Annotated in this window: 26 protein-coding genes and 1 pseudogene; 12 read left to right on the forward strand and 15 right to left on the reverse strand. The window is 65.6% G+C overall.

From position 1 onward, the window contains the following. Position 1 precedes the first annotated feature (1 nt). Positions 2-2,116 (forward strand): acyl-CoA dehydrogenase family protein, encoded by a 2,115-nt coding sequence (locus QFZ57_RS15110; RefSeq protein WP_306900794.1) that lies wholly within the window; start codon positions 2-4, stop codon positions 2,114-2,116. 112 nt (positions 2,117-2,228) lie between these two features. On the opposite strand, the gene glgA is transcribed toward QFZ57_RS15110, so the two are convergent. Further along, positions 2,229-3,434, reverse strand: a complete 1,206-nt coding sequence (glgA, locus tag QFZ57_RS15115; RefSeq protein ID WP_306631156.1) for a glycogen synthase — start codon at positions 3,432-3,434, stop codon at positions 2,229-2,231. A 101-nt stretch (positions 3,435-3,535) separates the two neighbouring features. Here glgA and glgC point away from each other — a divergent pair, with 101 nt between their 5' ends. From glgC to QFZ57_RS15130, 3 genes and pseudogenes are all read left to right on the forward strand, one after another. Beyond that, positions 3,536-4,945 carry a glucose-1-phosphate adenylyltransferase gene (gene glgC / locus QFZ57_RS15120; protein ID WP_306631157.1) on the forward strand — a complete coding sequence of 470 codons (1,410 nt, stop codon included), beginning with the start codon at positions 3,536-3,538 and terminating at the stop codon, positions 4,943-4,945. Between the two features lie 88 nt (positions 4,946-5,033). Further along, positions 5,034-6,486 (forward strand): annotated as a pseudogene (locus tag QFZ57_RS15125) (SDR family NAD(P)-dependent oxidoreductase). A gap of 18 nt (positions 6,487-6,504) precedes the next feature. Continuing rightward, positions 6,505-6,972: a pyridoxamine 5'-phosphate oxidase family protein gene (locus tag QFZ57_RS15130; protein ID WP_306631159.1), complete on the forward strand. Its 468-nt coding sequence runs from the start codon at positions 6,505-6,507 to the stop codon at positions 6,970-6,972. 50 nt (positions 6,973-7,022) lie between these two features. Here the strand turns inward: QFZ57_RS15130 and QFZ57_RS15135 are convergent, their stop codons facing one another. The 3 genes from QFZ57_RS15135 to QFZ57_RS15145 are packed head-to-tail and all read right to left on the reverse strand — an operon-like array spanning position 7,023 to position 10,414. Then, entirely contained in the window at positions 7,023-7,874 is an 852-nt protein-coding gene (locus tag QFZ57_RS15135; RefSeq protein ID WP_306631160.1) for a transglutaminase family protein, read from the reverse strand. Further along, positions 7,871-8,797, reverse strand: coding sequence for an alpha-E domain-containing protein (locus QFZ57_RS15140; RefSeq protein WP_018761308.1), 927 nt, complete (start codon positions 8,795-8,797; stop codon positions 7,871-7,873). The genes QFZ57_RS15135 and QFZ57_RS15140 overlap by 4 nt, the downstream gene beginning before the upstream one ends. A 60-nt stretch (positions 8,798-8,857) precedes the next feature. Beyond that, positions 8,858-10,414 (reverse strand): circularly permuted type 2 ATP-grasp protein, encoded by a 1,557-nt coding sequence (locus tag QFZ57_RS15145; protein WP_306631161.1) that lies wholly within the window; start codon positions 10,412-10,414, stop codon positions 8,858-8,860. A 113-nt stretch (positions 10,415-10,527) separates the two neighbouring features. On the opposite strand from QFZ57_RS15145, the gene QFZ57_RS15150 reads away from it, so the two are divergent. Then, positions 10,528-11,586 (forward strand): YeiH family protein, encoded by a 1,059-nt coding sequence (locus QFZ57_RS15150; protein WP_306900796.1) that lies wholly within the window; start codon positions 10,528-10,530, stop codon positions 11,584-11,586. 33 nt (positions 11,587-11,619) lie between these two features. Then, a complete protein-coding gene (gene pepN / locus QFZ57_RS15155; protein WP_306900797.1) occupies positions 11,620-14,322 on the forward strand; it encodes an aminopeptidase N in 2,703 nt (900 codons plus the stop codon). A gap of 48 nt (positions 14,323-14,370) precedes the next feature. Here pepN and QFZ57_RS15160 read toward each other — a convergent pair whose 3' ends face one another. Together QFZ57_RS15160 and QFZ57_RS15165 are read right to left on the reverse strand one after the other, a co-directional pair. Beyond that, complete coding sequence (locus QFZ57_RS15160; protein ID WP_306900798.1) at positions 14,371-15,468, reverse strand: lipoate--protein ligase family protein; 1,098 nt, start codon at positions 15,466-15,468, stop codon at positions 14,371-14,373. Positions 15,469-15,564: 96 nt separating this feature from the next. After that, on the reverse strand, positions 15,565-15,822 hold the full coding sequence (locus tag QFZ57_RS15165) for a type B 50S ribosomal protein L31 (RefSeq protein WP_018761303.1): 258 nt from the start codon (positions 15,820-15,822) through the stop codon (positions 15,565-15,567). Between the two features lie 120 nt (positions 15,823-15,942). Here QFZ57_RS15165 and QFZ57_RS15170 point away from each other — a divergent pair, with 120 nt between their 5' ends. Continuing rightward, positions 15,943-16,104 carry a hypothetical protein gene (locus QFZ57_RS15170; RefSeq protein ID WP_306900799.1) on the forward strand — a complete coding sequence of 54 codons (162 nt, stop codon included), beginning with the start codon at positions 15,943-15,945 and terminating at the stop codon, positions 16,102-16,104. Here the strand turns inward: QFZ57_RS15170 and QFZ57_RS15175 are convergent. From QFZ57_RS15175 to QFZ57_RS15190, 4 genes are all read right to left on the reverse strand, one after another. Beyond that, positions 16,094-16,765, reverse strand: coding sequence for an alpha/beta fold hydrolase (locus QFZ57_RS15175; RefSeq protein WP_306900801.1), 672 nt, complete (start codon positions 16,763-16,765; stop codon positions 16,094-16,096). The two genes, QFZ57_RS15170 and QFZ57_RS15175, sit on opposite strands and share 11 nt — an antisense overlap. A gap of 199 nt (positions 16,766-16,964) precedes the next feature. Next, positions 16,965-17,864 carry a diacylglycerol/lipid kinase family protein gene (locus tag QFZ57_RS15180; protein WP_306632530.1) on the reverse strand — a complete coding sequence of 300 codons (900 nt, stop codon included), beginning with the start codon at positions 17,862-17,864 and terminating at the stop codon, positions 16,965-16,967. Positions 17,865-18,351: 487 nt separating this feature from the next. Beyond that, positions 18,352-18,603 (reverse strand): hypothetical protein, encoded by a 252-nt coding sequence (locus QFZ57_RS15185; protein WP_306631166.1) that lies wholly within the window; start codon positions 18,601-18,603, stop codon positions 18,352-18,354. 227 nt (positions 18,604-18,830) lie between these two features. Continuing rightward, the gene (locus QFZ57_RS15190; RefSeq protein ID WP_306900802.1) at positions 18,831-19,106 is read right to left on the reverse strand and encodes a hypothetical protein; all 276 of its coding nucleotides are present in this window, start codon (positions 19,104-19,106) and stop codon (positions 18,831-18,833) included. 177 nt (positions 19,107-19,283) lie between these two features. Here QFZ57_RS15190 and QFZ57_RS15195 point away from each other — a divergent pair, with 177 nt between their 5' ends. Beyond that, positions 19,284-19,991: a TetR/AcrR family transcriptional regulator C-terminal domain-containing protein gene (locus tag QFZ57_RS15195; protein WP_306900803.1), complete on the forward strand. Its 708-nt coding sequence runs from the start codon at positions 19,284-19,286 to the stop codon at positions 19,989-19,991. An 81-nt stretch (positions 19,992-20,072) separates the two neighbouring features. Here the strand turns inward: QFZ57_RS15195 and QFZ57_RS15200 are convergent, their stop codons facing one another. From QFZ57_RS15200 to QFZ57_RS15210, 3 genes are read right to left on the reverse strand one after another with little or no spacing between them, the layout of a single operon-like run. Beyond that, a complete protein-coding gene (locus QFZ57_RS15200) occupies positions 20,073-20,966 on the reverse strand; it encodes a TrmH family RNA methyltransferase (RefSeq protein ID WP_306631169.1) in 894 nt (297 codons plus the stop codon). 7 nt (positions 20,967-20,973) lie between these two features. Next, positions 20,974-21,759, reverse strand: a complete 786-nt coding sequence (locus QFZ57_RS15205) for a sulfite exporter TauE/SafE family protein (RefSeq protein WP_306631170.1) — start codon at positions 21,757-21,759, stop codon at positions 20,974-20,976. A gap of 19 nt (positions 21,760-21,778) precedes the next feature. After that, positions 21,779-22,564 carry an ABC transporter ATP-binding protein gene (locus QFZ57_RS15210; protein ID WP_306631171.1) on the reverse strand — a complete coding sequence of 262 codons (786 nt, stop codon included), beginning with the start codon at positions 22,562-22,564 and terminating at the stop codon, positions 21,779-21,781. Positions 22,565-22,689: 125 nt separating this feature from the next. Here QFZ57_RS15210 and serB point away from each other — a divergent pair, with 125 nt between their 5' ends. Continuing rightward, entirely contained in the window at positions 22,690-23,583 is an 894-nt protein-coding gene (gene serB / locus QFZ57_RS15215) for a phosphoserine phosphatase SerB (protein ID WP_306900805.1), read from the forward strand. A gap of 63 nt (positions 23,584-23,646) precedes the next feature. On the opposite strand, the gene QFZ57_RS15220 is transcribed toward serB, so the two are convergent. After that, on the reverse strand, positions 23,647-24,399 hold the full coding sequence (locus tag QFZ57_RS15220; protein ID WP_306900807.1) for an SDR family oxidoreductase: 753 nt from the start codon (positions 24,397-24,399) through the stop codon (positions 23,647-23,649). 141 nt (positions 24,400-24,540) lie between these two features. Continuing rightward, entirely contained in the window at positions 24,541-25,266 is a 726-nt protein-coding gene (locus QFZ57_RS15225; RefSeq protein ID WP_306900809.1) for a beta-ketoacyl-ACP reductase, read from the reverse strand. 150 nt (positions 25,267-25,416) lie between these two features. Here QFZ57_RS15225 and QFZ57_RS15230 point away from each other — a divergent pair, with 150 nt between their 5' ends. The 3 genes from QFZ57_RS15230 to QFZ57_RS15240 are packed head-to-tail and all read left to right on the forward strand — an operon-like array spanning position 25,417 to position 26,987. Next, complete coding sequence (locus tag QFZ57_RS15230) at positions 25,417-25,848, forward strand: DUF3099 domain-containing protein (protein WP_306900810.1); 432 nt, start codon at positions 25,417-25,419, stop codon at positions 25,846-25,848. After that, positions 25,845-26,108 carry a hypothetical protein gene (locus QFZ57_RS15235; protein ID WP_306900811.1) on the forward strand — a complete coding sequence of 88 codons (264 nt, stop codon included), beginning with the start codon at positions 25,845-25,847 and terminating at the stop codon, positions 26,106-26,108. Before QFZ57_RS15230 ends, QFZ57_RS15235 begins: the two co-directional genes overlap by 4 nt. Continuing rightward, a complete protein-coding gene (locus QFZ57_RS15240; RefSeq protein WP_306900813.1) occupies positions 26,109-26,987 on the forward strand; it encodes an SURF1 family cytochrome oxidase biogenesis protein in 879 nt (292 codons plus the stop codon).

Raw genomic sequence — 26,987 nt, forward strand, 5'->3', positions numbered from 1 at the left:
CATGACTGATGTAGTGGACCGCCCCGCCCGCAAGGGGACCCGCCCCGCGGCAACCCCTGCAGCCAACCCGGTGGGTGAAAGCCCTGTTCCCGCCGTCGACGTCGAGGCGCTGGGCCGGCAGCTCCTCGGCAAGTGGGCCGGTGTCCGGCTCCAGGCGAGGGACCTGGCCGCCAGGCCGGAACTGCACAAGATCGAAGGCCTGACGCACACAGAGCACCGCGCCCGCGTGTTCGGCCAGCTCAAATACCTCGTGGACAATGAAGCAGTGCACCGTGCCTTCCCGGCGGAACTGGGCGGCTCCGACGACCACGGCGGAAACATCGCGGGGTTCGAAGAACTCGTGGTCGCTGACCCGTCGCTGCAGATCAAAGCCGGCGTCCAGTGGGGACTCTTTGGATCCGCGGTGATGCACCTGGGTACCGCCGAACACCACACAAAGTGGCTGCCTGGAATCATGAACATGGAGATCCCCGGTTGTTTCGCCATGACCGAGACGGGCCATGGCTCGGACGTGGCGAGCATTGCCACCACCGCCACCTATGACGCCGCCGCCGAAGAGTTCATCATCCACACCCCCTTCCACGCCGCCTGGAAGGACTACATCGGGAACGCCGCCAATGACGGCCTGGGCGCCGTGGTGTTCGCGCAGCTGGTCACCCGCGGGGTCAACCACGGGGTACACGCCTTCTACGTAGACCTGCGGGACCCGGAAACAAAGGAATTCCTCCCCGGGATCGGCGGGGAGGACGACGGCATCAAGGGCGGCCTGAACGGCATCGACAACGGCCGGCTGCACTTCACCCACGTCCGCATCCCACGGACAAACCTCCTGAACCGGTACGGCAACGTCGATGCCGACGGAACCTACACCTCACCCATCGCCAGCCCCGGCCGGCGCTTCTTTACGATGCTGGGAACGCTGGTCCAGGGCCGCGTATCACTGGACGGCGCCGCCGTCGCAGCGTCCAAGGTGGCACTCAAGGCAGCCATCCAGTACGCCACCGAGCGCCGCCAGTTCAACGCTTCCTCCCACACTGAGGAAGAAGTCCTGCTCGACTACCAGCGGCACCAGCGGCGCCTCTTCACCAGGCTTGCCACCACCTACGCGGCCGGCTTTGCCCACGAACAGCTCCTGCAGAAGTTCGACGACGTCTTCTCCGGAGCCCACGACACCGACGCGGACCGCCAGGACCTGGAAACCCTGGCAGCGGCGCTGAAGCCGCTGAGCACCTGGCACGCCCTGGACACGCTGCAGGAATGCCGGGAAGCCTGCGGCGGTGCCGGTTTCCTGATCGAGAACCGGTTCGCCTCACTGCGCGCCGACCTGGACGTGTACGCGACCTTCGAGGGTGACAACACGGTGCTGCTCCAGCTCGTGGCCAAGCGCCTGCTGGCTGACTACGCCAAGGAATTCCGCAGCGTGGACTTCGGCGTCCTGGCACGGTACGTGGTGAACCAGGCTGCCGGCGCTGCTGTCCACCGCACCGGGCTGCGCCAGGTGGCCCAGTTCGTGGCTGACACCGGCTCGGTCCAAAAGGCTGCCATCGCGCTCCGGGACGAGGAAAGCCAGCGCGCCCTCCTTACGGACAGGGTGCAAACCATGGTGGCCGAGGCAGGAGCGGCACTGAAGGGCAGCAAGCGGCTTCCACAGGACAAGGGCGCCGCCCTGTTCAACCGGCACCAGAACGAACTCATCGACGCCGCCCAGGCCCACGCGGAACTGCTGCAGTGGGAGGCGTTCACTGACGCCCTGCAGCAGGTGTCAGATCCCGGCACCAGGAAGGTCCTGACCTGGCTGCGCGACCTCTTCGGCCTGTCGCTGATCGAGAAGAACCTGTCCTGGTACCTGATGAACGGCCGCCTCTCCATGCAGCGGGCACGCACCGTTGGCGGGTACATCAACCGGCTGCTGGAGAAGATCCGCCCGCATGCCATGGACCTGGTGGACGCCTTCGGTTACGGCGAGGACCACGTACGGGCGGCCATCGCCACGGGCGCCGAGAAGGCCCGGCAGGACGAAGCCCGGGCACACTTCCGCAGCGAGCGGGCAAGCGGACAGTCCCCCGTGGACGAAAAGGTCCTGATCGCCAGGACGGCGGCGGCCCGGAAGGGCTGACCTGCCGGCAGCGCCTGCAACGTCTGTAAACCACGACGGCGCCGCTCCCCCTTCACAGGGAGCGGCGGCGTCGTTGGTTCTTCTGGCGGGACGAGTGGTACTGGCGGGACGCTCAGCCGGCGGCCGGCAGCACCGAGCGGTACACCTCGAGGGTGGTCTCGGTGATGGACTCCCAGGAGAAGTGCTTTTCGGCCCGTTCGCGGCCGGCCTGTCCCATGGCGCGCGCCCGATCGGGGTCGGAAACCACCTCGGTGAGGGCCGCGGCGAACTCCTTGACGAACTTCTCCGGGTCCAACGGCGTGCCGGTGCCGTCGGTGACCTGCTCCAGGTCCACCAGCAGCCCCGTCCGGCCATGATCCACCACCTCGGGGATGCCGCCGGTGGCACTGGCCACCACAGCCGCCCCGCAGGCCATGGCTTCGAGGTTAACGATGCCAAGGGGTTCGTAGATGGAGGGGCACGCGAAAGCGGTGGCGTGGCTGAGCACCTGGATCAGCTCATGGCGCGGCAGCATCCGTTCGATCAGCACCACACCCGTGCGCTGCTTCTGCAGATCCTCGATCAGGGCCGCGGTTTCGGCTGCCAGTTCCGGGGTGTCCGCCGCGCCCAGGCACAGGACCAACTGGACATCGGCCGGAAGCTTCGCAGCCGCCCGCAGGAGGTACGGGACACCCTTCTGCCTTGTGTTTCTGCCCACAAAGACGACGCTTGGCTTGGCGGGATCGATGCCCAGCGCGCGGACGGCGTCGTCGTTTTCATCACGCTGCCAAAGCTCCACGTCGATGCCGTTGTGGACCACCCGGACCTTTGCCGGGTCCACATCCGGGTAGCTGCGCAGGATGTCCTGGCGCATGCCTTCCGAGACGGCAATGATCGCCGCCGCAGCTTCATAGGCCGTCTTCTCCACCCAGGAGGACAGGGCGTAGCCGCCGCCGAGCTGCTCAGCCTTCCAGGGCCGCAGCGGCTCGAGGCTGTGTGCGCTGAGAACGTGCGGAATTCCGTGCAGGAGGGAGGCCAAATGCCCAGCCATGTTGGCGTACCAGGTATGGGAATGGACCACGTCCGCGCCTTGCACGTCCGGCACAATCCGCAGGTCCACACCCAGGGTCTGCACCGCTGCGTTGGCCCCTCCCAGGTCCTCCGGGACCTGGTACGACGTCACCGTCGCGCCATGGTAATCGGCATCGCGGGGAGCACCGAAAGCACGAACCTGCAGGTCAACGTGCTTACTAAGCACCCTGCTCAATTCGGCCACATGCACCCCGGCGCCACCGTAGATCTCCGGCGGAAACTCTTTAGTCACAATGTCTATTCGCACAAGACCCAAGGTAGTCCTTCACGCATAACTGTTCTAGTGTGAAGGAGTCCGGGCGTACCGGACTGTCTTGGGAGTTACGAAGGCGTACAGGAGCGACCACCATGCCGTTAACCAAAAAAGTCCTGGCCATTGTCCTCGCAGGCGGCGAGGGAAACAGGCTGATGCCACTGACGGCAGACCGGGCCAAGCCCGCCGTGCCCTTCGCCGGCAGCTACCGCCTCATCGACTTCGCGTTGTCCAACCTGGTCAATTCCCGCTACCTCCAGATTGTGGTGCTGACCCAGTACAAGTCGCACAGCCTTGACCGGCACATCTCCGAGACCTGGCGGATGTCCACCCAGCTTGGCAACTACATCGCTTCGGTCCCCGCACAGCAGCGTGTGGGCAAAAGCTGGTTCCTTGGCAGCGCCAATGCCATTTACCAGTCCCTGAACCTGATCCGCGACGCGAACCCGGACATTGTGGTGGTGGTGGGCGCGGACCACGTGTACCGCATGGACTTCGCCCAGATGGTGGCCCAGCACGTGAACAGCGGGGCCAAGGCCACCGTCGCCGCAGTGCGGCAGCCGCTGCACATGGCCGACCAGTTCGGCGTCATCGAAGTGGACCAGAACGATCCCCAGAAGATCGCCGCCTTCGTGGAAAAGCCCGCCAGCACTCCCGGGCTTGCCGCCGATCCTTCACAGTTCCTGGCCTCCATGGGCAACTACGTGTTCGACGCCGACGCCCTGGTGGCCGCGCTGCACGTCGATGCCGAGCGGCTGGACACCAAGCACGACATGGGCGGGGACATCATTCCCTACTTCGTGAACCAGGGCGAGGCCGGCGTCTACGACTTCACGCTCAACGACATCCCCGGCTCCACCGAACGCGACCGCACCTACTGGCGCGACGTGGGCACCATCGACTCCTTTTACGACGCCCACATAGACCTCATCTCCCCGCTGCCGGTCTTCAACCTCTACAACTCCGAGTGGCCCATCTACACGCGGCAAAGCATTTCCCCGCCGGCCAAGTTCGTCCGCGGCAAGAACAACACTGTGGGCACGGCGCTGGATTCGATCGTCTCCAGTGGCGTGGTGATTTCCGGCGGGGTGGTGGAAGGCTCGGTGCTGTCCAACGACGTGTACGTGGCCACCAGCGGCCGGGTCATCGACTCGGTCCTGATGGACAAGGTGCAGGTGGGCGAAGGGGCAGTGATCAACCGAGCCATCCTGGACAAGAACGTCAAGGTCCCTGCCGGTGCCGCCATCGGCCTGGACCCGGACCTGGACCGTGCGCGCGGGTTCAAGGTCACGGACTCCGGCATCACGGTCCTCTCCAAGGGCCAGGAAGTTCCGGAACCCGGTGACAAGGAGCGGCAGCTCGCCGCCAGTCACCTTAGCCTGCTGCCCAGCGCCATCAAGGCCGCCGCGGAGCAGTATCCCGGTGTCCGCGAGGCCGCCGACAAGGTGGCCGGTACGCACGCCGCAGCAGCGGCGGAGGCGGCTCCGGCCGCCAGGGTTTCCTGACCCGGGCACCATATCCCCCAAGGCATATGCAGGCCGGGGCACCGCTGATGGTGCCCCGGCCTGCCGCGTACGCTGTAAAATTTTCCCAATGAGCTCCCCCGATCTGACCCCTGAGGACATCCAGGCCTGCCTCAAGGTCCTGAACACCATCCACGCGTATGACGAGGAGCACCCCGGACTACATCTCGGTGCGCCGCGCCACCGGGAAGATGTTCAAGGCAGTCAAGCGCCACCGCAGGGTCACCAAGCGCGACACAATCGCCGAGGCCGACCGTGCCGTCATTGCCCAGACGGCCACCGCCGCGCCGGACCGGATCGATGACGAGACCCGCGGCAACAAGCTGGCACCCTCGGCCACCGGCGAGATCGCGGGCCACCTCATCCGGTCCCGCCCCTGCTACATCTGCAAGCAGCACTACACCCAGGTGGACGCCTTCTACCACCAGCTCTGCCCCGAATGCGCGGCCTTCAGCCACAGCAAGCGTGACGCGCGGACCGACCTGACCGGCCGGCGGGCCCTGCTCACCGGCGGGCGCGCCAAGATCGGGATGTACATCGCCCTCCGGCTGCTGCGCGACGGGGCCCACACCACCATAACCACCCGCTTCCCCAAGGACGCTGCCCGCCGGTTCGCCGCAATGGAAGACAGCGGCGAATGGCTGCACCGGCTCCGGATCGTCGGCATCGACCTGCGCGACCCTTCCCAGGTCATGGCCCTGACCGACTCACTCAACGAGGCCGGTCCGATGGACATCATCATCAACAATGCCGCCCAGACCGTGCGCCGCTCCGGCAACGCCTACAAGCCCCTGGTAGACGCAGAAGACGAGCCGCTTCCCGCGGCGCTCGAACACGCCAACGGCGGCCCCGAACTGCTGACCTTCGGCCATGCGCACGACAAGCATCCGCTGGCGCTTGCCGGCAGCGTCACCGAACATCCGGTCCTGGCCGGCGACGCCATCACCTCACTGGCACTGTCCACCGGGTCCGCCTCCCTGGAGCGGATCGCCTCCGGGACCGCGATCGACGCCGGCGGCCTGGTCCCCGACCTAGCCACCATCAACAGCTGGACGCAGGTGGTGGACGAAGTGGATCCGCTCGAAATGCTCGAGGTCCAGCTCTGCAACGTGACCGCGCCGTTCCTGCTGGTCAGCCGGCTCCGCCCCGCCATGAAGCGCTCCACCGCGCGGCGGAAGTACATCGTGAACGTCTCCGCCATGGAAGGCCAGTTCTCCCGGGCCTACAAGGGGCCTGGCCATCCGCACACCAACATGGCCAAGGCTGCGCTGAACATGATGACCCGCACCAGCGCCCAGGAGATGCTGGAGACGGACGGCATCCTGATGACCGCCGTGGACACCGGCTGGATCACGGATGAACGTCCCCACTTCACCAAGGTCCGGCTCATGGAGGAAGGCTTCCACGCGCCCCTGGACCTGGTGGACGGCGCGGCCCGTGTTTACGATCCCATCGTCATGGGCGAGAACGGCGAGGACCAGTACGGCGTCTTCCTCAAGGATTACAAGCCCAGCCCCTGGTGAAGGGCGTATGCTCACCGCATGAGCAACGAGTCATCTCCCCAAGTGCAGAACCTCGAACACCACGAATGCTGGGCGTTGCTGCGGACGGTGTCCGTGGGAAGGCTGGCCGTGCTGGTGGACGGGCGGCCGGACATCTTCCCTGTCAACTACACGGTGGACGGCGGCACGCTGGTCTTCCGGACAGGCCAGGGAACCAAATTGTCCGCAGCCTCCGGCGACTCCGCCGTTGCCGTGGAAGCCGATGGTGTGGACCCTGACACGGGCCTGGCCTGGAGTGTGGTGATCAAGGGCACCGCTGCCCTGCTCAAGAGCACCGAGGAAGTGCTGGAGACGTCCCGCCTGTACCTCTTCCCCTGGCAGTCGGGGCGCAAGGACGCGTTCATCCGCATCACCCCGGACTCGGTCACGGGCCGCCGCTTCCAGGTCACGGATCCGATGACCTGGTGGACCCAGATCAGCAGCAGTGCCAGAACGTCTCCGGAATAGAGCCGGCGCCGTCAGGTTCCCGCGGCCACGAAAGCGGGGAACCCGTCGTCTCAGGCGAGCTGGGTGATCTCCACGCTGACATTCAGGGCGGATCCGCCACCGCCGGACAGGATGCCCTTCAGCGGCGTTACATCCCGGTAGTCCCTGCCACGGGCCACCGTGACGTGGAAGTCGCCGGCCGGTTTGTGGTTGGTGGGGTCCCAACTGCGCCAGTCGCCGTCCCACCATTCCAGCCAGGCGTGCGACTGCCCGGCCACGGTCTCGCCGATTCCCGCGCTGGACCGCGGGTGCAGGTAGCCGGAGACGTACCGCGCGGGAATGCCGCAGCTGCGCAGCGCGCCGATGGCCAGATGTGCCAGGTCCTGGCATACGCCCTGGCGCTGCCCCCAGGCCTCCTCCGCGTTGGTGGTGACCGCAGTGGAGCCTGACATGTACGTCATCTCTCCGCGCATCCAGGCAAAGACCGCCATGGCGGCCTCGTGCGGGTTCTTCCCGGCCACGACGTCCGGGATGATGCCCAGCACTTCGTCACCGGGCCCGCTCAGCCGGGACTGCGGCAGCCAGTCACTGAAGGCGTCCAGCGTCTCCGGGGAGGCAAGGATGTCCCAGCCCGCAATGTCCGCTTCCGACGGGATCTTCTCCGCCCGGTGCACCTCCACGGTGATGTTGGAGACCACTTCGAGGTTTTCGTGGGGCATCTGCATGTCAAAGGCGGTGACCCTGGTCCCCCAGTAGTCGCGGTAGGTGCTCACCGCGGCCTGCGACGGGGAAACCTTCACCACCGACTCCAGGACCACCTGCTGCGAATCCGTCAGCGGCGTCATCCGGGCCTCGTTATAGGACAGGGTCACCCGCTTGTTGTACTTGTAGGCCGTTCTGTGGACGATGCTCAACCGGGTCATGACACTTCTCCCACCCAGGCAAGTTCGTCCGCCTGATTGAAGTACTTACGGGAAATGGCGTCCGAGGCCTGGGACACTGCCTTCTGCACCCGCTCCATGTGCTCGGGCAGCTCTGACATGAGGTCGTCTGTCCGGTGGAACTCAAGGAAGGTACGGGCCTGCCCCACGATGCGGCGGGCGTCATTGATGAAGCCCACCCGCTGCGCGGACGGGTCCAGCTTGGCAAGGCACTCATCAGCGTCCCGCAGCGCGTAGACGATGGACCGCGGAAAGAGCCGGTCCAGGAGCAGGAACTCGGCAGCGTGCTGGTCACCGAACGCGGCGCGCCGGGTGCGCAGGAAGGATTCGTAGGCGCCGGCGCAGCGCAGCATGTTGACCCAGGACATTCCGGCCGAGAGCACGTCGCGGGTGGAAAGCATCCTGGCCGTCATGTCCGCGCGTTCCAGGGACCGGCCCAGGACCAGGAAGAGCCAGCTTTCGTCATGGCTCACCGTGGTGTCGGCAAGGCCGCTGACCATGGCCGTGCGCTCCAGGGTCCAGTTGCAGAAACGGTAGGTGCCCACCACGTCCTTGCGGTGCTGGCTCAGCCCGTAATAGGTGGTGTTGAGGCTCTCCCAGAGGCCGGAGGACACGGTTTCGCGGGCACGGCGGGCGTTCTCGCGGGCAGCACCAAGGGAGCCGGCGATGGATGTGGCGCTCGTCTTGTCGTAGGCCAGGGCATGGAGCAGTTCCGGCAGGCCGAAGTCCTCGCTCTGCGGCCGGGCGCCCATGACGGCCAGCAGTTCCTGGGCCACGCTCCTGCGCTCCTCCATGGGGAGGTGGTTCAGGCGCTCCAGGTGTACATCCAGAATGCGGGCGGTACCGTCCGCCCGCTCCACATAGCGGCCGATCCAAAACAGGGACTCGGCAATACGGCTAAGCATTCGCGGCTACCTCCAGCGTGCCAGGAACTTTGTAAGGGGAATGTCCAACGGCGGCGCGGCTCACTGCTGCTGCTCCGACTGGCGGTCGCGCCAGTTGCTTTCCACCGGCCACACGGAGACCCGTTCACGGACCGTGACGGACTGGCGGGGAACGGTTTCCACCGGCACCTGGGGTGAGTCGGCCAGGACCCACGTGTCCTTGGACCCGCCGCCCTGGCTGGAGTTGACGATCAGGGACCCTTCCTTGAGCGCCACGCGGGTCAGTCCGCCCGGGAGCACCCAGACGTTGTCGCCGTCGTTCACGGCAAAGGGCCTCAGGTCCACGTGCCGGGGGCCGAACTTGTCGCCGCCCAGGGTGGGAACGGTTGAAAGCTGCAGCACCGGCTGGGCGATCCAGCCGCGGGGGTCCGCGATGATCCGCTGGCGGAGGGCGTCCAGTTCGTCCCTGGAGGCGTCGGGGCCGATGACAAGGCCCTTGCCGCCGGAACCGTCCACGGGCTTGACCACCAGTTCTGCGAGGTTGTCCAGGGTGTACTCCCTGGCCTCCTTCTCCTCGAGCCGGAAGGTGTCCACGTTGGCGATGATGGGCTCCTCGCTGAGGTAGTAGCGGATCAGGTCAGGGACGTAACTGTAAACCAGTTTGTCGTCCGCGACGCCATTGCCCACGGCGTTGGCGATGGTGACGCCGCCGGCGCGGGCGGCGTTGACCAGGCCGGGGCAGCCAAGCATGGAGTCGGACCGGAACTGCAGCGGGTCCAGGAAGTCGTCGTCGATCCGTTTGTAGATGACGTCCACGCGCTGCTCGCCGGCGGTGGTGCGCATGTAAACGCGGTTTCCGCGGCAGATGAGGTCTCGGCCTTCCACCAGCTCCACGCCCATGAGGCCGGCCAGGAGGGTGTGCTCGAAGTAGGCGCTGTTGAACACGCCCGGCGTCAGGACGACGACGGTGGGGTCGTCCACGCCGGAGGGTGCGGTCTTGCGCAGGGCCGAGAGCAGCCGGCGCGGGTACTCCTCGACGGGCCGGATGAGCTGCTGGCCGAAGGCCTCGGGCAGGCCCTTGGCCATGGCGCGCCGGTTCTCCAGAACGTAGCTGACCCCGGACGGGACGCGGACGTTGTCCTCGAGGACGCGGAAGGTGCCGGCGGCGTCGCGGACGACGTCGATGCCGGAGATGTGGACCCGTACCCCGCCTGCCGGTTCAAAGCCGTGGACCTGCCGGTGGAAGTGGGCGCTGGTGGTCACCAGCTGACGGGGGATCACACCGTCGGACACCACCGTCATCTTGTCGTAGACGTCGTTCAGGAACGCCTCGAGGGCGTGCACGCGCTGGGCGACGCCGCGTTCCAGGACGTCCCACTCGGCTGCGGGGATGACGCGCGGGACGATGTCGAGCGGAAAGGGCCGTTCCTCGCCCGCGTAGTCGAAGGTCACGCCGCGGTCCAGGAAGGTGCGTGCCATGGAGTCGGCGCGTGCGCTGACGTCCGCCAGGGAGAGCTTCCGGAGCGCATCCGCCACCTGCCCGTACGAGTCCCTGGCCTGTTGTCCCGGGGCGAACATCTCGTCGTAGGCTCCGGTACGGCCCGCGGCCTCGGAGTAATCCTGGAATAGGTCTGACATGTCCAATAGCCAACCATCTTTTTGTTTCGAATTCATTACTGCCATCCATTCTGGCGTGTTGGCGCCGAAGGCCCGGTTGGTACTTTACGGGCCCCGTCGGGCACAGTTGGTGAGTGCCAGACAGCAGAAGCCTCCCAGCGCCGGGCCACGGCAGTTCCGGGCACGGGTTTGCCCGGCTGGTTCCGGGGCTTGCCGCAGCCGCAGCCGCTGTTGCAGGGGCGTTCCTGGTACATGGACTGCTGCCGGCACTGCCGGCGATGACCCTCGCTGTGGTCCTGGGCGTTCTTGCCGCCAACCTGCCCGGTGCGGGTGCCTGGACGGGCGGTCAAGCCCGGCCGGGGCTGGACTTCGCGGGCAAGCACCTGATGCGCGGAGGCATCGTGCTCCTGGGCCTGAAGGTCAGCGTCATGGACGTCCTGGGCCTGGGGTGGCTGGCCCTGGTCCTGATTGTGGGCGTCGTGGCGGCCAGTTTCGGCGGCACGTACGCGATCTCGCGCTTGTTCCGCCTGCCGCCGGTGACCTCGCTCCTGGTGGCTACGGGGTTCTCCATCTGTGGCGCCTCCGCCATTGGCGCCATGGCCGCCGTCCGCCGCATCCGGCACTCGGAAACCGTGCTGCCCGTAGCCCTCGTCACCCTCTGCGGGACCCTGGCCATCGGCATCCTGCCCCTCCTCGCCCATCCCTTGGGGCTCGCGGCCGCAGTTTTTGGAGCCTGGACCGGCGCGTCGGTACACGATGTGGGCCAGGTGGTGGCCACGGCGCAAACCGCCGGGACGGGCGCCCTGGCGATCGCCGTCGTCGTCAAGCTCACCCGCGTTCTACTGCTGGCGCCCATTGCCGCCGCGGCAGGTGCGCACCACAGACGGGACGCGAGGGCCCTGGGGGCCGCGAACGGCGTGACAGCGGAAATGCCGCCGCTGGTGCCGCTGTTCGTCGTGGGCTTCGTGGCCATGGTGGCGCTGCGCTCCACGGGCTGGCTGTCCGCTGGCTGGCTCGAATCGGGGGCCGCGGCGCAGGACATCCTGCTGGGCGCGGCCCTGTTTGGTCTCGGCTCCGCGGTGCGGATCCGCACCCTGCTCCACACCGGCGGGCAGGCACTCCTGGCGGCTCTCGCCTCCTGGCTCCTGATTGCCGTGCTGGGCCTGGCGGCCGCCTTCCTGATCGCCGGCTGAGCCATTGAAACAGCCCCGTGATTAGATAGCCGGGTGTCACATGAGAATCTGCTGCGCCGCGAAGCCGCCGAACGTTCAGCCCTGATCAGCACCACCAGCTATGACATCTCCCTGGATGTGCGGCAGGCAGCAGATCCGGCGGTCGCCGGCTACACGAGCCGCAGCGTCATCACCTTCACCGCCGAGCCCGGGGCAAGCACGTTCCTGGATTTCATCGGCAGCGACGTGCACAGCGTGCTCCTCAACGGCAAGGGGCTGCCCGTGGAGGACGTGGTGGACGGCGCGCGGATCCGGCTGGACAGCCTGCGGGCCGAAAACCAGGTCACCGTCACCGGGACGGCGCTGTACAGCCGGTCGGGTGAGGGCATGCACCGGTTCGTGGATCCCGCGGACGGCCAGTGCTACCTGTACACACAGTATGAGCCGGCCGACGCCCGCCGGGTCTTCGCCAACTTCGAGCAGCCCGACCTCAAGGCCACCTACACGTTCCACGTCATGGCTCCTGCAGAGTGGCAGGTGGCCTCCAACGGCGCCGAGGTGAACCGCACCCTGCTGACCAGCGACCCCGCCACCGCGTGCTGGGACTTCGCCACCACCCTGCCCATGTCCACCTACATCACCACCGTCCTGGCCGGGCCCTATTTCAAGGCCGAGGACCGCTGGGAGGCAACGCTCGACGACGGCACCCGCCTTGACGTCCCGCTGGCCCTCTACTGCCGCGCATCCATGGCGGCCTCCTTCGACGCGGAAGAGCTGTTCGGCCTGACCAAAAAGGGCCTGGACTTCTTCAACCGCCTCTTCGACTTCCCCTACCCCTGGGGCAAGTACGACCAGGCATTCGTCCCCGAATACAACCTCGGCGCCATGGAGAACCCGGGCCTGGTCACTTTCACGGAAAGCTACGTATTCACCTCGCGGGCCACGGACGCCCAGTACCAGGGCCGCGCCAACACCCTGATGCACGAGATGGCGCACATGTGGTTCGGCGACCTGGTGACCATGCAGTGGTGGGACGATCTCTGGCTCAAGGAATCGTTCGCGGACTACATGGGCACGCTCGCCGTTGACCGGGCCACGGACTGGGACACGGCATGGGTCAACTTCGCCAACAAACGCAAGGCCTGGGCCTACGTCCAGGACCAGCTCCCCACCACCCATCCGGTCGTGGCGGACATCCCGGACCTGGAAGCGGCAAAACAGAACTTTGACGGCATCACCTATGCCAAGGGGGCGTCGGTCCTCAAGCAGCTGGTGGCGTACGTGGGCTTTGACGCCTTCATTGCGGGCTCGCGGGAGTACTTCCGGAAGCACGCCTACGGGAACACGTCGCTGGCCGACCTCCTTGAAGCCCTGGCTGCGGCCTCGGGCCGGGACCTCTCCGGCTGGGCCCGGCAGTGGCTGCAGACTTCCGGGATTTCCACCCTGTGGCTGGATTTCTCATCCCTTGGCACGGAAGCGGACGACGACGGCGTGCCGGGCGGGGTGGCGATCGTCCAGGAAGCGACGGACCCGGTGACGGGACGGCAAGAGCTGCGTCCGCACCGCCTCCGGGTGGGCTCCTACGATTTCGACCGGGACGGTGCCCTGGTACGGACCGGGAGCATCGAAACCGATGTGGCCGGCGCGCGGACTGAACTCCCCCAGCTTGGCGGCCAGCAGCGGCCGGCGCTCCTGCTGGTCAATGACGAGGACCTGACGTATGCCAAGGTACGGCTGGACCCGGTCTCCGAAGCAACGGTCCGTGCTTCCCTGGACCGGATAGCGGACCCCATGGCGCGTGCCCTCTGCTGGACTGCGCTCTGGAACTCTGCCCGTGACGGCGAAAGCCCGGCGGCCCGCTACGTTGATGCTGTGACCGCTTTCGGGCCGGCTGAAACCGGCATCGGGGTCCTGCTGAACATCCTGGACAACGCAACCACCGCCGTCGAGCGCTACACGCCGGCGGACACCCGGGACAGCGTGCGCGCTACTTTCCTGGCGGCAGCCGCCGCCGAGCTGGACCGGGCCGTCGCGGGCTCCGACGCACAACTTGCCTGGGCCCGCACCCTGGCCACCCTCAGCCGGCAGGACGCCGGGATGCTCCCCCGGCTCCGCGGCCTCCTGGAGGGTACAGCTGCCGTGGACGGCCTGGCCGTGGACGCCGAGCTGCGCTGGCAGCTGTGGCATGCGCTGGCTGCCAATGGGCAGGCCGGCGCTGCCGAACTCGACGCCGAGCTCGAGCGGGACACCACCGCATCCGGCCGCGCCGGACATGCAACAGCCATGGCATCGCGGCCCGCCCCCGAGGTCAAGGCCTCGGCGTGGGAGGCCGCAGTTCGCGGGAACGAGCTTTCCAACCAGCTCCTCACCGCCACCATCAGCGGATTCAACGCTGCGCCGCCGGCGCTGCTGGAGCCGTACGTGGAGCCCTACTTCGACTGCCTGCGGACTGTTTGGGATGAGCGCAGCATCGAAATTGCCAGCCGGATTGTCCGCGGCCTCTATCCCGCGGCGCAGGACCTGGCGGAGGGGAGCCGGCCCGAAGACCACCCCGTGGTCCGGCGGACGGATGACTGGCTGGATGCCCACGCCGACGCGCCGCACGCCCTGCGGCGGATCATCCTGGAGCAGCGCAGCCACCTGCTGCGGGCACTCACGGCACAGGCCGCCGTCGTTCCCCACCGGCCCCCTAACCTCGCTGCGCTCGGCCAGGGCACCCTGCCGGCGTGGGCCCACCACCCATCGATTGCTGAGTAACTGCCGTTTTGGGCTGCCAAAACGGCAGTTACGGAGCAGCGGATGGGCTTAGGGGACCCGGTGGAGCCACTCCTCGGTGCCGAATTTGGCGGCCACCCGTTCCTCGGCTGCCGCCAGCTCGTGTCCTGCCAGCTCTGACGGCCTGGCCCCGTAACGCTCGCTGAAGACCCCGATCATCGCCTCGATGATCGCCGTCCTCGCCAGGCCGGTCTGGCGCCGCAACGGGTCCACCCGCTTCTTGGCGCTGCGGGTGCCCTTGTCGGAGAGCTTCTCCTTGCCGATCCTCAGGACCTCCACCATCTTGTCGGCGTCGATGTCATAGCTCATGGTGACGTGGTGCAGCATGCCGCCGTTGGCCAGGCGCTTCTGCGCGGCACCGCCAATCTTCCCCTGGTCCGTGGCGATGTCGTTCAGCGGGATGTAGAAGGCGTTGATGCCGAGCTTCTCCAGCGCCGCCATGACCCAGGCGTCCAGGAAGGGGTAGGAGTCGGCGAAGCTGAGCCCGTCCACCAGGGTCTGCGGCAGGTAGAGCGAGTACGTGATGCAGTTGCCTGCCTCCATGAACATCGCTCCCCCGCCGCTGATCCGGCGGACCACATTGATGCCGTGCCTGGCCACGCCTTCGGGATCCACTTCGTTCTGCACGGACTGGAAGCTGCCGATGACCACCGACGGCTCCTGCCAGTCCCAGAACCGCAGGGTGGGCGTGCGCGCCCCGGCGCCAACAGCCTCGGTGAGCACTTCGTCAAGGGCCACGTTGATTTCGGTGGGAAGCACGGTGGGCGCGATGACGTTCCACTCGTGGTCTCCCCACGAGGTTGCCTTGGCCAGGGCGCGGCGAACGGTCACGGCTACGGCGTCCGCGGAGAAGCCGAACAGCACGGCTCCGGCCGGCAGGGCGGCGGTGACGGCGGCTGCGAGGTCTGCGGCAGGCGTGGTGTCCGGAAGTCCGGTCAGCGCCCGGTTGATGTCCGCCAGGGCCTCATCCGGTTCCAGGAAGAAGTCGCCGCTGACCGAGACGTCCGCCAGGGCGCCGTCCACCACGGCCAGGTCCACCACCACCAGCTTGCCGCCCGGAACCTTGTACTCGCCGTGCAGGCGCTGGTTGCTGGCGGAGTCGTGGGCTGTAATACGTGGCGCGATCATGCTTTCCATCCTGCCCCAGAAAACAGGCGCGCGGTTAACGCAGAACGCCCGCACCGTTTCGGGTGCGGGCGTTCTGGAACAAGCTTGGCGAAGGAATTACTTCTTGCCGCCGAAGCCCTTGAAGCGAGCGTTGAAGCGCTCGACGCGGCCTGCGGAGTCCATGATGCGCTGCTTGCCCGTGTAGAACGGGTGGGACTCGGAAGAGATTTCGACGTCGATGACCGGGTAGGTGTTGCCGTCTTCCCACTCGATGGTCTTCGAGGAAGACACGGTGGAGCGGGTCAGGAACTTGGTGCCGGAGGCCAGGTCGTTGAAGACAACAGCTTCGTACTTCGGGTGGGTATCAGACTTCATAATGGGACCTTTGTTCGCGCAACTGGATTTTGCCAGCTGCCAGGTATGAATGGGATGGCTGGGATCTGTTGCATCAGCCAAAGCTGAAAAAGCAGGACAACCAGCTATCTATCATAGTCGATGACGGAGGCGCTGGCGAACCAGTTCCGCCAGGGCAACGCCCACCCCTACCGGACTAATGCCGGCGCCTTCGGTGCCAAACACCAGGGCGAGTTTGTCCACGCTGCGGGATGCGACGGCGTCGACAGTAGAACAAACACCGGCGGGGAGACTACGGTGTGAGGGCCTGGCTGCTGGTGAAGGCCAGAATGGCGGCTGTGGTGACGGAGGCGGCGCCGTGCTGCACCATGTGGGGTTTGCCCGGTAGTTCCAGGAAGCGTCCGTTCGGGGCGGTCACGGCGAGTTTTTCGCACCAGGGCCTTGGTGCTACTGGATCGCGTGAGCCGCGGATGACAAGGACGGGTTGGGGCACCAGGGCCAGCTGCGCTCCAAGGTCGTAGGTCATCATGACGGGGAGTTCGGTGAGGTACCAGCGCAGACCGGCACGGGCGTAGTCGGTGAGGACGACGGCGTTTCCCGCCGGGCTTTCCCTCAGCGAATCCAGCCCGAGTGCCAGGGTCTGCTGGCGGACCGTACTTTGTTCGGGATTTACCACCGGGCCCAGGAGCACGACGTGGGAAACCAGGTCCGGGTGCTGAACCGCGAGCTCAGTGGCGAACTGGGCGCCCATGGAGTGGCCTACGAGCACTGCCTGGGTAACACCCATTTTTTCAAGAACTGCTGCTGTGTGGACCGCGTAGTCGGCGATGCTGAGTTGCCGGTTCGGTGTGGGTGTTCCGCCGAAACCGGGCAGGTCAATGGCGAGGGTATCGCCGTGTTCCGCTAGCAGCGCCTGAAGTTTCCGGTAGTAGCGGTGGGACATGCCAATGCCGTGGAGCAGCACGAAAACAAGACCAGGAGAACCCTGAGGGCCTGCCAGGAGGTGCACGTGGGAGGTCAGCGATCCTGAGGTAACGACCCGGGGAACAGCACGTCGGCGCGCCCAACCCAATGGGGTGCGGGATGTTACGGCTCCCGGGGGTTTGCTACTGGCGGCTTGCACTGATTTCCTTTCAAGAGCGGTCATACGGATGCCTTGGCCGTTACCCTAGTGTCGCGAGGGCAGCCGGCGCACATTCGATGCTGACCTCAGTATTGGCTTCGACGGATTTCACTTCTCCGTCGGTTTGGTACGGGATGGGCTTGAGGGTAGTGAACCGGTAGCTGCTGACGCTGGGCTGGTCCCCCAGGCCTTGGGTGGCGGCCCGCAGGGCGGTCAGCAGAACGCGGATTTTTGACCGGTGGGGGAATATCACTACTTCGAATTTGCCGTCGGATGCTGCGTCGTCGGCTTCGGACAGGGTGGCGTACTTAGCCATTTGGGCGATGTTGGCCAGGACCAGGCTGTCGAACTTGCGGCGTTTGCCGTCGGCGTGCCTGATCTCGAAGGGTTTGAATTTCGAAAATGTCCGCATTACGGAGAACATCTCCTTCAATGCACCTTTGCTGCCTTTCTCCAGGTCGATGGCCATGACCGGGGTCAGGCCGAACCCAATGTAGGAGTGGGCGTATTCCACCGGGATGTCTGCGTTGGCGCCTGTTGTCATCTTCAATAGGTCGATCCTTCGCACTTCGCCCCCGGCGATGGCTGCCTCGAGCGGCTGGGTGCGGGTGGTGCGGCGGTGGTCGTTGGCGTTACCTGCTGCCTTCACGGCACAGACCGCGTTTGGGTTGCCCGCCTGCATAACACCGTTCACCACTTCGTTGTAGCCGCCGTCCCCACTGACAGAGACAACCAGTACATCGCGGCCGCTGCTGGCGGCCCCGCGGGCAAGTTCCACGGCATGGCCGGCATGCGCAGTGGGTTGCAGTACGACCTCGGCAGCGTACGGAAGAAGCTCGGCGAGACTTGCCTTGAGCTCCTCAGCGAGTTTAGGCGCATCACCGGTGCTGTTGGGGTTGAAAATAATGACGATTGATTCGAAGGTCCGGGCAGTGCTCATGGTGCGCTCCGTGGGTCAAAAGCCTCAATGCCTGCAGGAGCTTCTTTGTCCTGAACGGTGGTGGCTGGGGTTTCAGTGTGAGGGGTATTCGTCATGGTTGATCCTTTGGTGATACCGCCCTTGCGGCACCAGGGTCGGTCGTGGTTTAGCGGGGAAGTTCCATCTGGAACCCGCACCGGCAGAGGAGGACCTTGGTGGCGAGGTAGCCCGCCAGGCGCCGCTTTAGTGGGCCAGGTCCCCGTGCTGGGCTGCACGGGGAGGAAAAGCAGCGACGTGTTCTGCAGTGGTGTCAAAGACTCTGGATTGGCGACATTGGGAGCAGTGGAGCGCGACGGCCAGGATGCCTGTCTGCCAGTCAGCGACGGCGGGCGATTCAACCGATATATGAATGTCGGTGTCGCATGCAGCGCACCAGGGCTGCTTTCCCCGTGGCTGATGGGTATCACGGGGAATATAGGTGTTCGAGGTTGTGGTCATGGCCGGAGGTTTAGACCACGGCCTGGTAGCTGGAGAGAATATAGTCCGCAGCGGCCGGGCCCTTCATCTTCAGGCACTGCCCGGGACCAACGCGCTGCCTCATCGCGGCCCAAAATACATGCTCCGCTCTAGGAGTTTTGCCCGACAGGTAGCACCAGCTGGTGTAAAGGCCGTATAAGGAGTCGCCGTCAAGAGTCGAGTCGGACTCCAAGTCATGGTAGGTGGCGTCGCTGAGGAACTGGTCGAACTGTGAATGCGCCATGGAGGGCTCTTTTCACTACGGTGCGGATCTGGCCCCGTTCGGCTACAGCGGCCCTAACTCAGGTGCCTTGCACGGGACACTGAGCGTACTGCCGGACCAACCAGGCTTTTGATGCACCGGTAGGTCCTGCAGGTCCTGCATGGGTGAGGCAGATGATCCTGGCGCAGCACCGGTCAGGATGCTGCGCCAGGATCGATCATGTCCCGGTCGTGCCGGGAAGGCGCGGTTTAGGCGTGGTTATTGTGCACGCGGTTGCCGGCTTTGGCCAGGCCGCGCGCGATCATCAGACCGACCGTGAGCCAAGTGATGTACTGCATGGCGTCGTTGGCGTTGAAAACATCAACACCGTTTTCGCCGGCGTCGTCCCCAACAACGGCAGCGGTGATGATCGTGGCGATCACGGCTGCGACGTAGACAGCGAACTCCAGGGTCCGGGTCGAGATCTTGATGTCATTGGCGTTACGGACAGTGCTGGAGTGCTCTTTATGGGTTTGAGTAGTCATGTGGTTCTCCTTGGGTGACGTGAGCAGCCTGGACGGCTATGCAAACTCTGATCCCTGGACTGAAACCATGTCGACAACTTCTCTACACCGTAGACTTTACGCGTAGACTTATTGATAAGCAAGCTTACTCATCCTTTGCATGGGCGGGCCTGACGCGATCAACAGGACGGTTCCTCCATGGCCTCCCCCAGAAACACTTCCGACAGTGCAGTCCCGCGGAAGGCGGGCCTGAGCAGGGAACGTGTCCTTTCCGCTGCGCTGGAACTCGTGGACGCAGAGGGCTTGGATGCTCTCACGATGCGGCGCCTTGGCCAGGAACTAGACCGGGACCCGATGAGTCTCTACCGCTACGCGGCCAACCGGTCAGCCCTGCTCGATGGAGTGTCGGAACTGGTGCTCAACGAACTTGTCATCTTTCCGGATGACCCGGACTGGCAGGCCCAACTGCGCCGGATCGCGCACGACCTCCGGCGCCTGGCCCTGCGGCATCCCAACGTCGTACCGCTACTTGTCACCCGGCCACTGTCCACTCCCCTGGGCATGCGCCCGTTGGGCACCCTGCGCCCGCTGGAACAGATCCTGGCCCTGCTGATCGAGGCCGGCTTCACCCCTGCCGATGCCCTCCACATTTACCGCGCGTATTACGGATTCCTCTACGGGCACCTTCTGAACGAGCTGCAGGAATACATTGTGGACCCGGAAGAAAACGAAGCCTTCCTCCGCCTTGGCCTGCACCGCCTGCCGGCAAACGATTTTCCCCACCTTCGGGCACTGGGTCCGGTCCTGGTGGACTACGACGGCTCCGCCGAACTCGACGAAGGACTCAGCATCCTGCTCACCGGACTTGCAACACAACTCTCCCCACCACAGCGCCGACAACCCTAGCCACGCTCCGAACGCACCAATCATGGGCAAACACGCAGATCGCTTATGCAGCAAGGACGGAAGTCGACTTCCTGTCACTCGTTACCTCGTCGCGTAGAACGCCACAGCCGATGACGCAGCCACGTTCAGCGAATCCACGCCGTTCATCATCGGAATCGTCACGCGCGCGTCGAGCAGCCGATCAGTTTCAGGCTTAAGCCCATCGCCTTCCGTTCCGAAGACCAACACCAGATTCTGATGGTTCTGGGCCACCAGCTCATCAAGAGTGATGGCGCCCTCCCCCAGAGACATGCCGGCCACGAAATAGCCGGCCTCTTTCAGCTGCTCGATACTGGCCGGCCACGGGTCGATCCTTGTCCACGGAACCTGGAAAACGGTGCCCATACTGACCCTGATCGAGCGCCGGTACAACGGGTCGGCACATTGCGGCGTCACCAGCACAGCATTAACACCGATCGCCGCGGCTGACCTAAACACGGCGCCTACATTTGTATGATCGGTCAGGTCCTCCAGAACCGCGATCCTTGATCGTTCCGGTAAACCAAGGCGGCCAGGCTCTTGTACTTTGGAACCACTGACCTTGGTATGGTCTACGATGTCCTCCAGCGCGGCCACACGGCGAGCTCCGGCCAGCAGGTCCGGCAGCGGCACGGGTGCAGGGCGCTGCATTGCTGCCATTGCGCCGCGGTGCAGGTGGAAACCCGTGATTTCCTCCAGCAGTGCTGCCGAGCCGATGAAAGCTGGAACGTCGGGATACGCCTGGAAGACGTCGTCGAGGTCTGCCATCCACTTCTCGGCGAGGAAGAAGGAGCGTGGCTGGTGCCCGGCCGCCAGCGCCCGGCGCAGGACCCGGGACGATTCGGCGATGTACATGCCCTCGGCCGGTTCACGAAGCTTGCGAAGGTGCACGTCGGTCAGGGTGGTGTAGTCGCTGACCCGCGGGTCATCGGCGGATTCGAGGTAGTGGAAGGTCACCGGGAGATTATTTCAGCAGGTTGGCGATCATGACGGCCAGGGCCACGATGCCGAGGCTGAAGATCACGGCCCGGAGGACGCGCGGCGAGAGCCTGCGGCCCACCTTGGAGCCCATCAGGCCGCCGATGGTGGAGCTGACCGCGATCAGCAGCACCACCAGCCAGTTGATCCGGTCGAAAGCGAACAGCAGGTAAGAGATGGCCGCCACCATGTTGACGCCGAGCACCAGGATGTTCTTCATGGCGTTGGCGTTCTGGATGGTCCCGGTGAGGAACACGCCCAGGATGCCGACCAGCAGGATCCCCTGGGCTGCAACGAAGTAGCCGCCGTACACACCGGCCAGGTAAACGAGCACCACCAGGAGGATCCGGTGGCGTTTGTCCCGGATCGCGTGCTCCGGATTGGCCTCGCGGTTGCGCACCCAGTCCTGGAGCCGCGGCTGGAACACCACCATCAGCAGCGCCAGGACCAGCAGGACCGGCGCCACGTAGTGGAAGACCTTTTCGGGCAAGTGCAGCAGCAGCCAGGCACCGGAGACACCACCCAGGACCGACGCCGGCAGCAGGCGCAGCACCTGCCGTCCCCGGCCGGCCAACTCCCGCCGGTAACCGAAGGCACCGGCAGCTGTACCGGCCACCAGGCCCATGGCGTTGCTCATGGAGGCCGCCACCGGGGCCACTCCCAGGGCGATGAGCACGGGGAACGTCACCAGAGTGCCGGAGCCCACCACCGCGTTGATGGTGCCCGCCCACAACCCGGCGATGAACACAATGATGCTGCTGAAGAGTTCCAAGGTGAAGTGCAGGCCTCGTCTAGCGGCGTGCTGTGGCGGTGTAGCGTCCCGCGTTCTCGGTGACCGCAAGCGGCAGGCCGAAGGTGGTGCTCAGGTGCTCTTCGGTCAGCACCTCGGTGATGGGTCCTGCGGCTACCACGCCGCCGTCGCGCAGCAGCATGGCGTGCGTGAATCCCGGCGGGACTTCCTCAAGGTGGTGCGTGACCAGGACCATGGCCGGCGCGGCCTCATCGCTGGCAAGTTCGCCCAGTTTGTGGACCAGCTCTTCGCGGCCGCCGAGGTCCAGTCCTGCACCCGGTTCATCCAGGAGGAGCAGCTCGGGGTCCGTCATGAGGGCCCGGGCGATCTGGACGCGTTTGCGCTCGCCCTCGGACAGCGTGGCGAACGTCCTGTTGAGGAGCGGCCCCATGCCCCAGTCGTTCAGGAGCCGGAACGCGCGCCGTTCGTCGTCGCGTTCGTAGCCTTCCCGCCAGCGGCCGGTGACGCCGTAGGCGGCGGTGACCACGACGTTAAGGACGTTCTCGTGTTCCGGGATCTGGGTGGCGAGGGCTGCAGAGGAAAGGCCGATGCGCGGCCGGAGTTCGAAGACGTCAACGCGGCCCAGGACTTCGTCGAGGATGCCCGCTGTGCCGCTGCTTGGATGAAGCCGGGCGGCCGCGATCTGGAGAAGGGTAGTCTTGCCGGCGCCGTTGGGGCCCAGGATGACCCACCGTTCGCCCTCATTTACCTGCCAGTCAACCTTGTCCAGCAGGGTCTTCTTACCTCGGACAACGCTGACGGAGTCCAGTTCCAGAACATCACTCATAGGAGTAGACACTAGGACAAAAAAGAAGATGACTGATAACCGGTATGAAGGCACCTAAGTTGACCCCGGCGGAGTGTGCGCAATGAATTCCGGCGTGCCCGTTACCGCTGACTAAGATTGCAGGCATGACTTCGAACGTGACTGCGGTCAGCTATGGCCTGAAAGTGACCCCCACCGGGCTGGAGCGGCTGCGTTCCACCCTCGCAACGCATGGCGCGCAGGTGCTGTCGGAGTCGGCCTCCGGCGACGACAGGTACCAGGTCCGTGTCCTTGACCTGGCCCTCCACGACGCAACCGCCGCCGGCCTTGCCGCACTCCGTCACGCCGTCGCGGAAGCGGCGGTTCCTGGCTTTGATACCGCCCTGGTCCCCGCAGCCCTGCGTGCGGCTTCCCGGAAGCTGCTGATCATGGACGTGGATTCCACGCTGATCCAGCAGGAGGTCATCGAGCTCCTGGCCGCATACGCCGGCAAGCGGGAGGAAGTCGCGGCCGTAACGGAAGCTGCCATGCGCGGGGAACTGGATTTCGCTCAGAGCCTGCACGCCCGGGTGGCGGTGCTCGCGGGGCTGCCTGCCGACGTCGTCCATTCGGTCCGCAACGAAGTGAAGCTGAGCCTCGGCGCAGCCGAACTGGTGGCGGCTTTCAAAGCCGCGGGCCACACCGTGGCAGTGGTGTCCGGCGGCTTCAACCAGATCCTTGAACCGATCGCCGCCGACCTGGGCCTGGACTACTGGCAGGCCAACGAACTGGAAATCATTGACGGCGCGCTGACCGGCAAGGTGCTGGGCGCCGTCGTGGACCGGGCCGCCAAGGTAAAGTACCTGCGTGAGTGGGCCGCTGCGGAGGACATCGCCCTTGAGCACACGGTGGCCGTGGGCGACGGCGCCAATGACCTGGACATGCTCGGTGCAGCCGGCATCGGGGTGGCGTTCAACGCCAAACCTGCCGTGCGGGCCGTGGCCGACGCCGCCGTGAATATGCCGCACCTGGACGCCGTCCGCCACATCGCCGGGGTCTGATGGCTTAACCAAAGATGGGCCCCAGCGGGGCCCATCTCGTGGATAAGGAATGGCGTGCCTGGGTTACTGGGCACCCTTGCCGAAGTAGTCCGCACCGCCGGCGTACTCGGTGTGGCCGGACTCGACGTCCGCCGTTGCCATACCGGCCACAACCTCCGCAAACTCTTCGACGGAGTACAGCTTCCCGGCTTCCGCGCGGCGGGCCTCAATGGCGCCCGGGGTTGAGCGGTCCAGGAGCGTGGCGGTGACCGTACCTTCGATCATGTCGCCTGACACCACCACCAGGGAGATGCCCTTCTCCGCCAGGTTGGGGATGAGGTCGCGCAGGGCGTCCTCACCGGCGCGCTTGCTGCGTGCCACCGGCTCGTAGGCAGGCATGGTGGGGACGCTGTTGATGAAGTGGGCCTGGTGGCTGGTGACGAAGACCACGCGCGAGCCCTCCTTCATCAGGGGCACAGCGGCATTGAGCATGTTGACCTGGGCGTCGCGGTTCAGCTTGAGCGCGTAGTCCTCCCCCATGCCGGTCTCCATGCCCCCCGAGGCGTTCAGCACCAGCAGGTCCAGGGATCCGAAGTTCTCCATGGCGGCACTGGCCAGGGCCTGCACGCCCTCCTGGGTGGTGAGGTCGGCGCCGACGGCGACGGCGCGGCCGCCGGCGGCTTCAATTCCCTGGACCACCTTGTTGGCGCGGGGCGCCTTCTGGCGGTAGTTGACGACGACGGCGGCCCCCTCCGAGGCGAGGATCTTGGCTACGTCGGCGCCGATGCCCCGCGATGATCCGGTGACGATGGCCGTCTTGTTGTCCAGCAGTCCCATTCGAGCTTCCTTTGTTCGAAACATCTAAATCGTTGTGGTCTGCAGTCCATCATGCCAGCGGCCGCTGCCGATATCCGTTGTGCGGCTCCGACAAATAAGGACCCCGAGCCTAGTTTCCTGCAGGGGCACAAGCCGAAAAAATCAGTGGCCCATGCCCAGGCCGCCGTCCACCGGGATGACCGCACCGGAGATGTAGGCGGCTTCGTCACTGGCGATCCACCGCACCACGTTGGCCACCTCGGAGGCCTCCGCAAAGCGGCCGGCGGGGATGCTGGACAGGTAATCCTTTTGAGTGGCTTCGGGGAGTTCAGCCGTCATGTCCGTGTTGATGAAGCCGGGAGCCACCACGTTGGCGGTGATGCCGCGCGAACCGAGTTCACGGGTGAGCGACCGGGCGATGCCCACCAGGCCGGCTTTCGACGCGGAGTAGTTGATCTGGCCCGGTGCGCCGTAGAGGCCGGAGACCGAGGAAATCAGGACCACGCGACCTTTGCGCAGCCGGATCATGCCCCTGGATGCGCGCTTGATCACACGGAAGGCTCCGGTGAGGTTGGTATCGATGACGGAGGTGAAGTCATCCTCACTCATGCGCAGGAGCAGGGTGTCCTTGGTGATGCCGGCATTGGCCACCAGGACCTCCACGGGACCGTGGGCAGCTTCCACTTCCTTGAAGGCTGCATCCACGGAAGCCTCATCGGTGACGTCCGCCTTGACCCCGAGTATTCCTTCCGGCAGCTTCGTCTCGCTGCGGTAGGTCACCGCCACCTTGTCACCGTTGGCGAGGAACGCCTGTGCAATCGCCAGGCCAATCCCGCGGTTGCCGCCGGTAACCAGGACGCTGCGGGGTGCGGAAGCTGTTTCAGTCATAGAGGGCTCCGGGATTCTGCGGCAGGCTGTGCCGCGGTAGGGGTGTGGTTTGGGCTGCCTCCGATCTTAGCGGCAGGCCCGCTCCGGGTTTGGGCAGCACTGCCGATGGTGCGAGAATTGAGGGAAGCCTTTGGAGCGTGATTAACCACTGTGACCCTTGAAAACCATGCGGGACATTCCGCGCCCGAAGAACCGGGCCGGTTCTCGGGCGACACCGAGGTCCACAGCATCACGGATGCCGCCGGCGCGCACTCTGAGGACATGCGCCAGAGGATGATCAAGTATGCCGTGGCCATGGGGATCCGCATGGTTTGCCTGATCATGATTTTCGTGGTGGACGGCTGGTTCAAGGTCATCGCGGTGGCCGGCGCGGTCTTCCTGCCATGGATCGCGGTGGTGATAGCCAACGGCAGCGACAAGGCGGAAGCCCACAGTGACCTGTTGCTGGACTCCGCTCCCCTGGCCGAGATTGAAAGCCCGGTAATACCGGATTCGGAAGACGAACCGGGCAGCGCTGTCCTCCAGGGCGAACTGGTGAAGGACGATGACACAGAGCCGGAAGAGGAGCGGCAGACACCATGAGCATCTTCGATTTCGCGGCAGGATCGGATCTCGCACCGGAAACCGGCCCGCTCTGCTCACGGAAGGCGTGCAGGGCCCAGGCGTCCTGGCAGCTCCTGTGGAACAACCCTAAAATCCATGCTCCTGAACGGCGCAAGACCTGGCTGGCCTGCGCCGACCACCGGGAATGGCTGGAGGACTACCTGCAGACCCGCGGCCTGTGGAAGGAGACCCGCCCCCTGGACCATGGCGGGGCGGACTCCCTGGAGCAGGACATCTGAATGTACCGTTTCCTCTTTTCCAGCAAGTGGCTGGGCTATCTCCTGCTGGCCGCCATTTTCGCCACCGCGTGCGTCTTCCTGGGCCGCTGGCAGATGGACCGTCGTGCGGAGACCCTTGCCGAGATCAACCGCGTGGTGACCAACTACTCGGCAACACCCGTCCCTTTCCCGCAGGCACGGGACCAGTTCAACCAGTTGGACCCGGCCAAGGAGTGGACACAGGTTGAGCTGAAGGGAACCTACGATGCCGCCGGCCAGCGGATTGTCCGCAACAGGCCGCTCAACGGCCAGCCCGGATACGAGGTGGTGGTCCCCTTCCGCCTGGCCACCGGCGAGACAGTGATCATCGACCGCGGCTGGCTGCCGATCGGAAACAGGAATCCGGGCAGTCCTGATTCAGTGCCGGCACCGCCCTCCGGTGAGATAACCGCCGTCGTACGCCTGAAGCATGGCGAGCCGGAACTTCAGCGCGGGGCACCCGAAGGCCAGCTGGCGTCCATCGACCTCCCCACCTACGCCGCGCAGCTCGGTTATCCCCTGCTCACCGGCGCCTACGGCCAGCTTGCGTCGGAAACGCCGCCGTCCGCCGACATGCCCGTCGCGTTCCCCAAACCCTCCACGGACGAGGGGACGCACTTGTCCTATTCGCTGCAGTGGTTCGCCTTCGGTGTCCTCATGTTCGTCGGCTTCGGCTACGCGGCGCGGCAGCAGGCCCGCAACGCAGCGATTGATGCCGAGGACGACGAAGAGGCGCTGCCGGACGGCGCCGTCCATTCGGCCGTCCCCGCGGCCCGCCGTCGGCCTGCACCGCCGCGCAAACGCAAGAAGGCCACAGCGGAGGAAGAGGAAGACGCCCTCCTGGACGCGCAGGGGTACTGA

It is taken from the genome of Arthrobacter sp. B1I2 (assembly GCF_030816485.1).
Taxonomy (GTDB): Bacteria; Actinomycetota; Actinomycetes; order Actinomycetales; family Micrococcaceae; genus Arthrobacter.

Coding starts and splice junctions, on each gene's coding strand:
- QFZ57_RS15220 (WP_306900807.1), bottom strand. CDS start 24,399: ATGGGACTGCTGGACAACAAGACGGCCATCGTCACCGGATCATCGCGG.
- QFZ57_RS15240 (WP_306900813.1), top strand. CDS start 26,109: ATGTACCGTTTCCTCTTTTCCAGCAAGTGGCTGGGCTATCTCCTGCTG.
- QFZ57_RS15180 (WP_306632530.1), bottom strand. CDS start 17,864: ATGAGCACTGCCCGGACCTTCGAATCAATCGTCATTATTTTCAACCCC.
- QFZ57_RS15130 (WP_306631159.1), top strand. CDS start 6,505: ATGAGCAACGAGTCATCTCCCCAAGTGCAGAACCTCGAACACCACGAA.
- QFZ57_RS15160 (WP_306900798.1), bottom strand. CDS start 15,468: ATGATCGCGCCACGTATTACAGCCCACGACTCCGCCAGCAACCAGCGC.
- QFZ57_RS15140 (WP_018761308.1), bottom strand. CDS start 8,797: ATGCTTAGCCGTATTGCCGAGTCCCTGTTTTGGATCGGCCGCTATGTG.
- QFZ57_RS15235 (WP_306900811.1), top strand. CDS start 25,845: ATGAGCATCTTCGATTTCGCGGCAGGATCGGATCTCGCACCGGAAACC.
- glgC (WP_306631157.1), top strand. CDS start 3,536: ATGCCGTTAACCAAAAAAGTCCTGGCCATTGTCCTCGCAGGCGGCGAG.
- QFZ57_RS15110 (WP_306900794.1), top strand. CDS start 2: ATGACTGATGTAGTGGACCGCCCCGCCCGCAAGGGGACCCGCCCCGCG.
- QFZ57_RS15185 (WP_306631166.1), bottom strand. CDS start 18,603: ATGGCGCATTCACAGTTCGACCAGTTCCTCAGCGACGCCACCTACCAT.
- QFZ57_RS15135 (WP_306631160.1), bottom strand. CDS start 7,874: ATGACCCGGTTGAGCATCGTCCACAGAACGGCCTACAAGTACAACAAG.
- QFZ57_RS15145 (WP_306631161.1), bottom strand. CDS start 10,414: ATGTCAGACCTATTCCAGGATTACTCCGAGGCCGCGGGCCGTACCGGA.
- QFZ57_RS15170 (WP_306900799.1), top strand. CDS start 15,943: ATGACGGAGGCGCTGGCGAACCAGTTCCGCCAGGGCAACGCCCACCCC.
- QFZ57_RS15225 (WP_306900809.1), bottom strand. CDS start 25,266: ATGACTGAAACAGCTTCCGCACCCCGCAGCGTCCTGGTTACCGGCGGC.
- QFZ57_RS15210 (WP_306631171.1), bottom strand. CDS start 22,564: ATGAGTGATGTTCTGGAACTGGACTCCGTCAGCGTTGTCCGAGGTAAG.
- QFZ57_RS15165 (WP_018761303.1), bottom strand. CDS start 15,822: ATGAAGTCTGATACCCACCCGAAGTACGAAGCTGTTGTCTTCAACGAC.
- serB (WP_306900805.1), top strand. CDS start 22,690: ATGACTTCGAACGTGACTGCGGTCAGCTATGGCCTGAAAGTGACCCCC.
- QFZ57_RS15190 (WP_306900802.1), bottom strand. CDS start 19,106: ATGACTACTCAAACCCATAAAGAGCACTCCAGCACTGTCCGTAACGCC.
- QFZ57_RS15195 (WP_306900803.1), top strand. CDS start 19,284: ATGGCCTCCCCCAGAAACACTTCCGACAGTGCAGTCCCGCGGAAGGCG.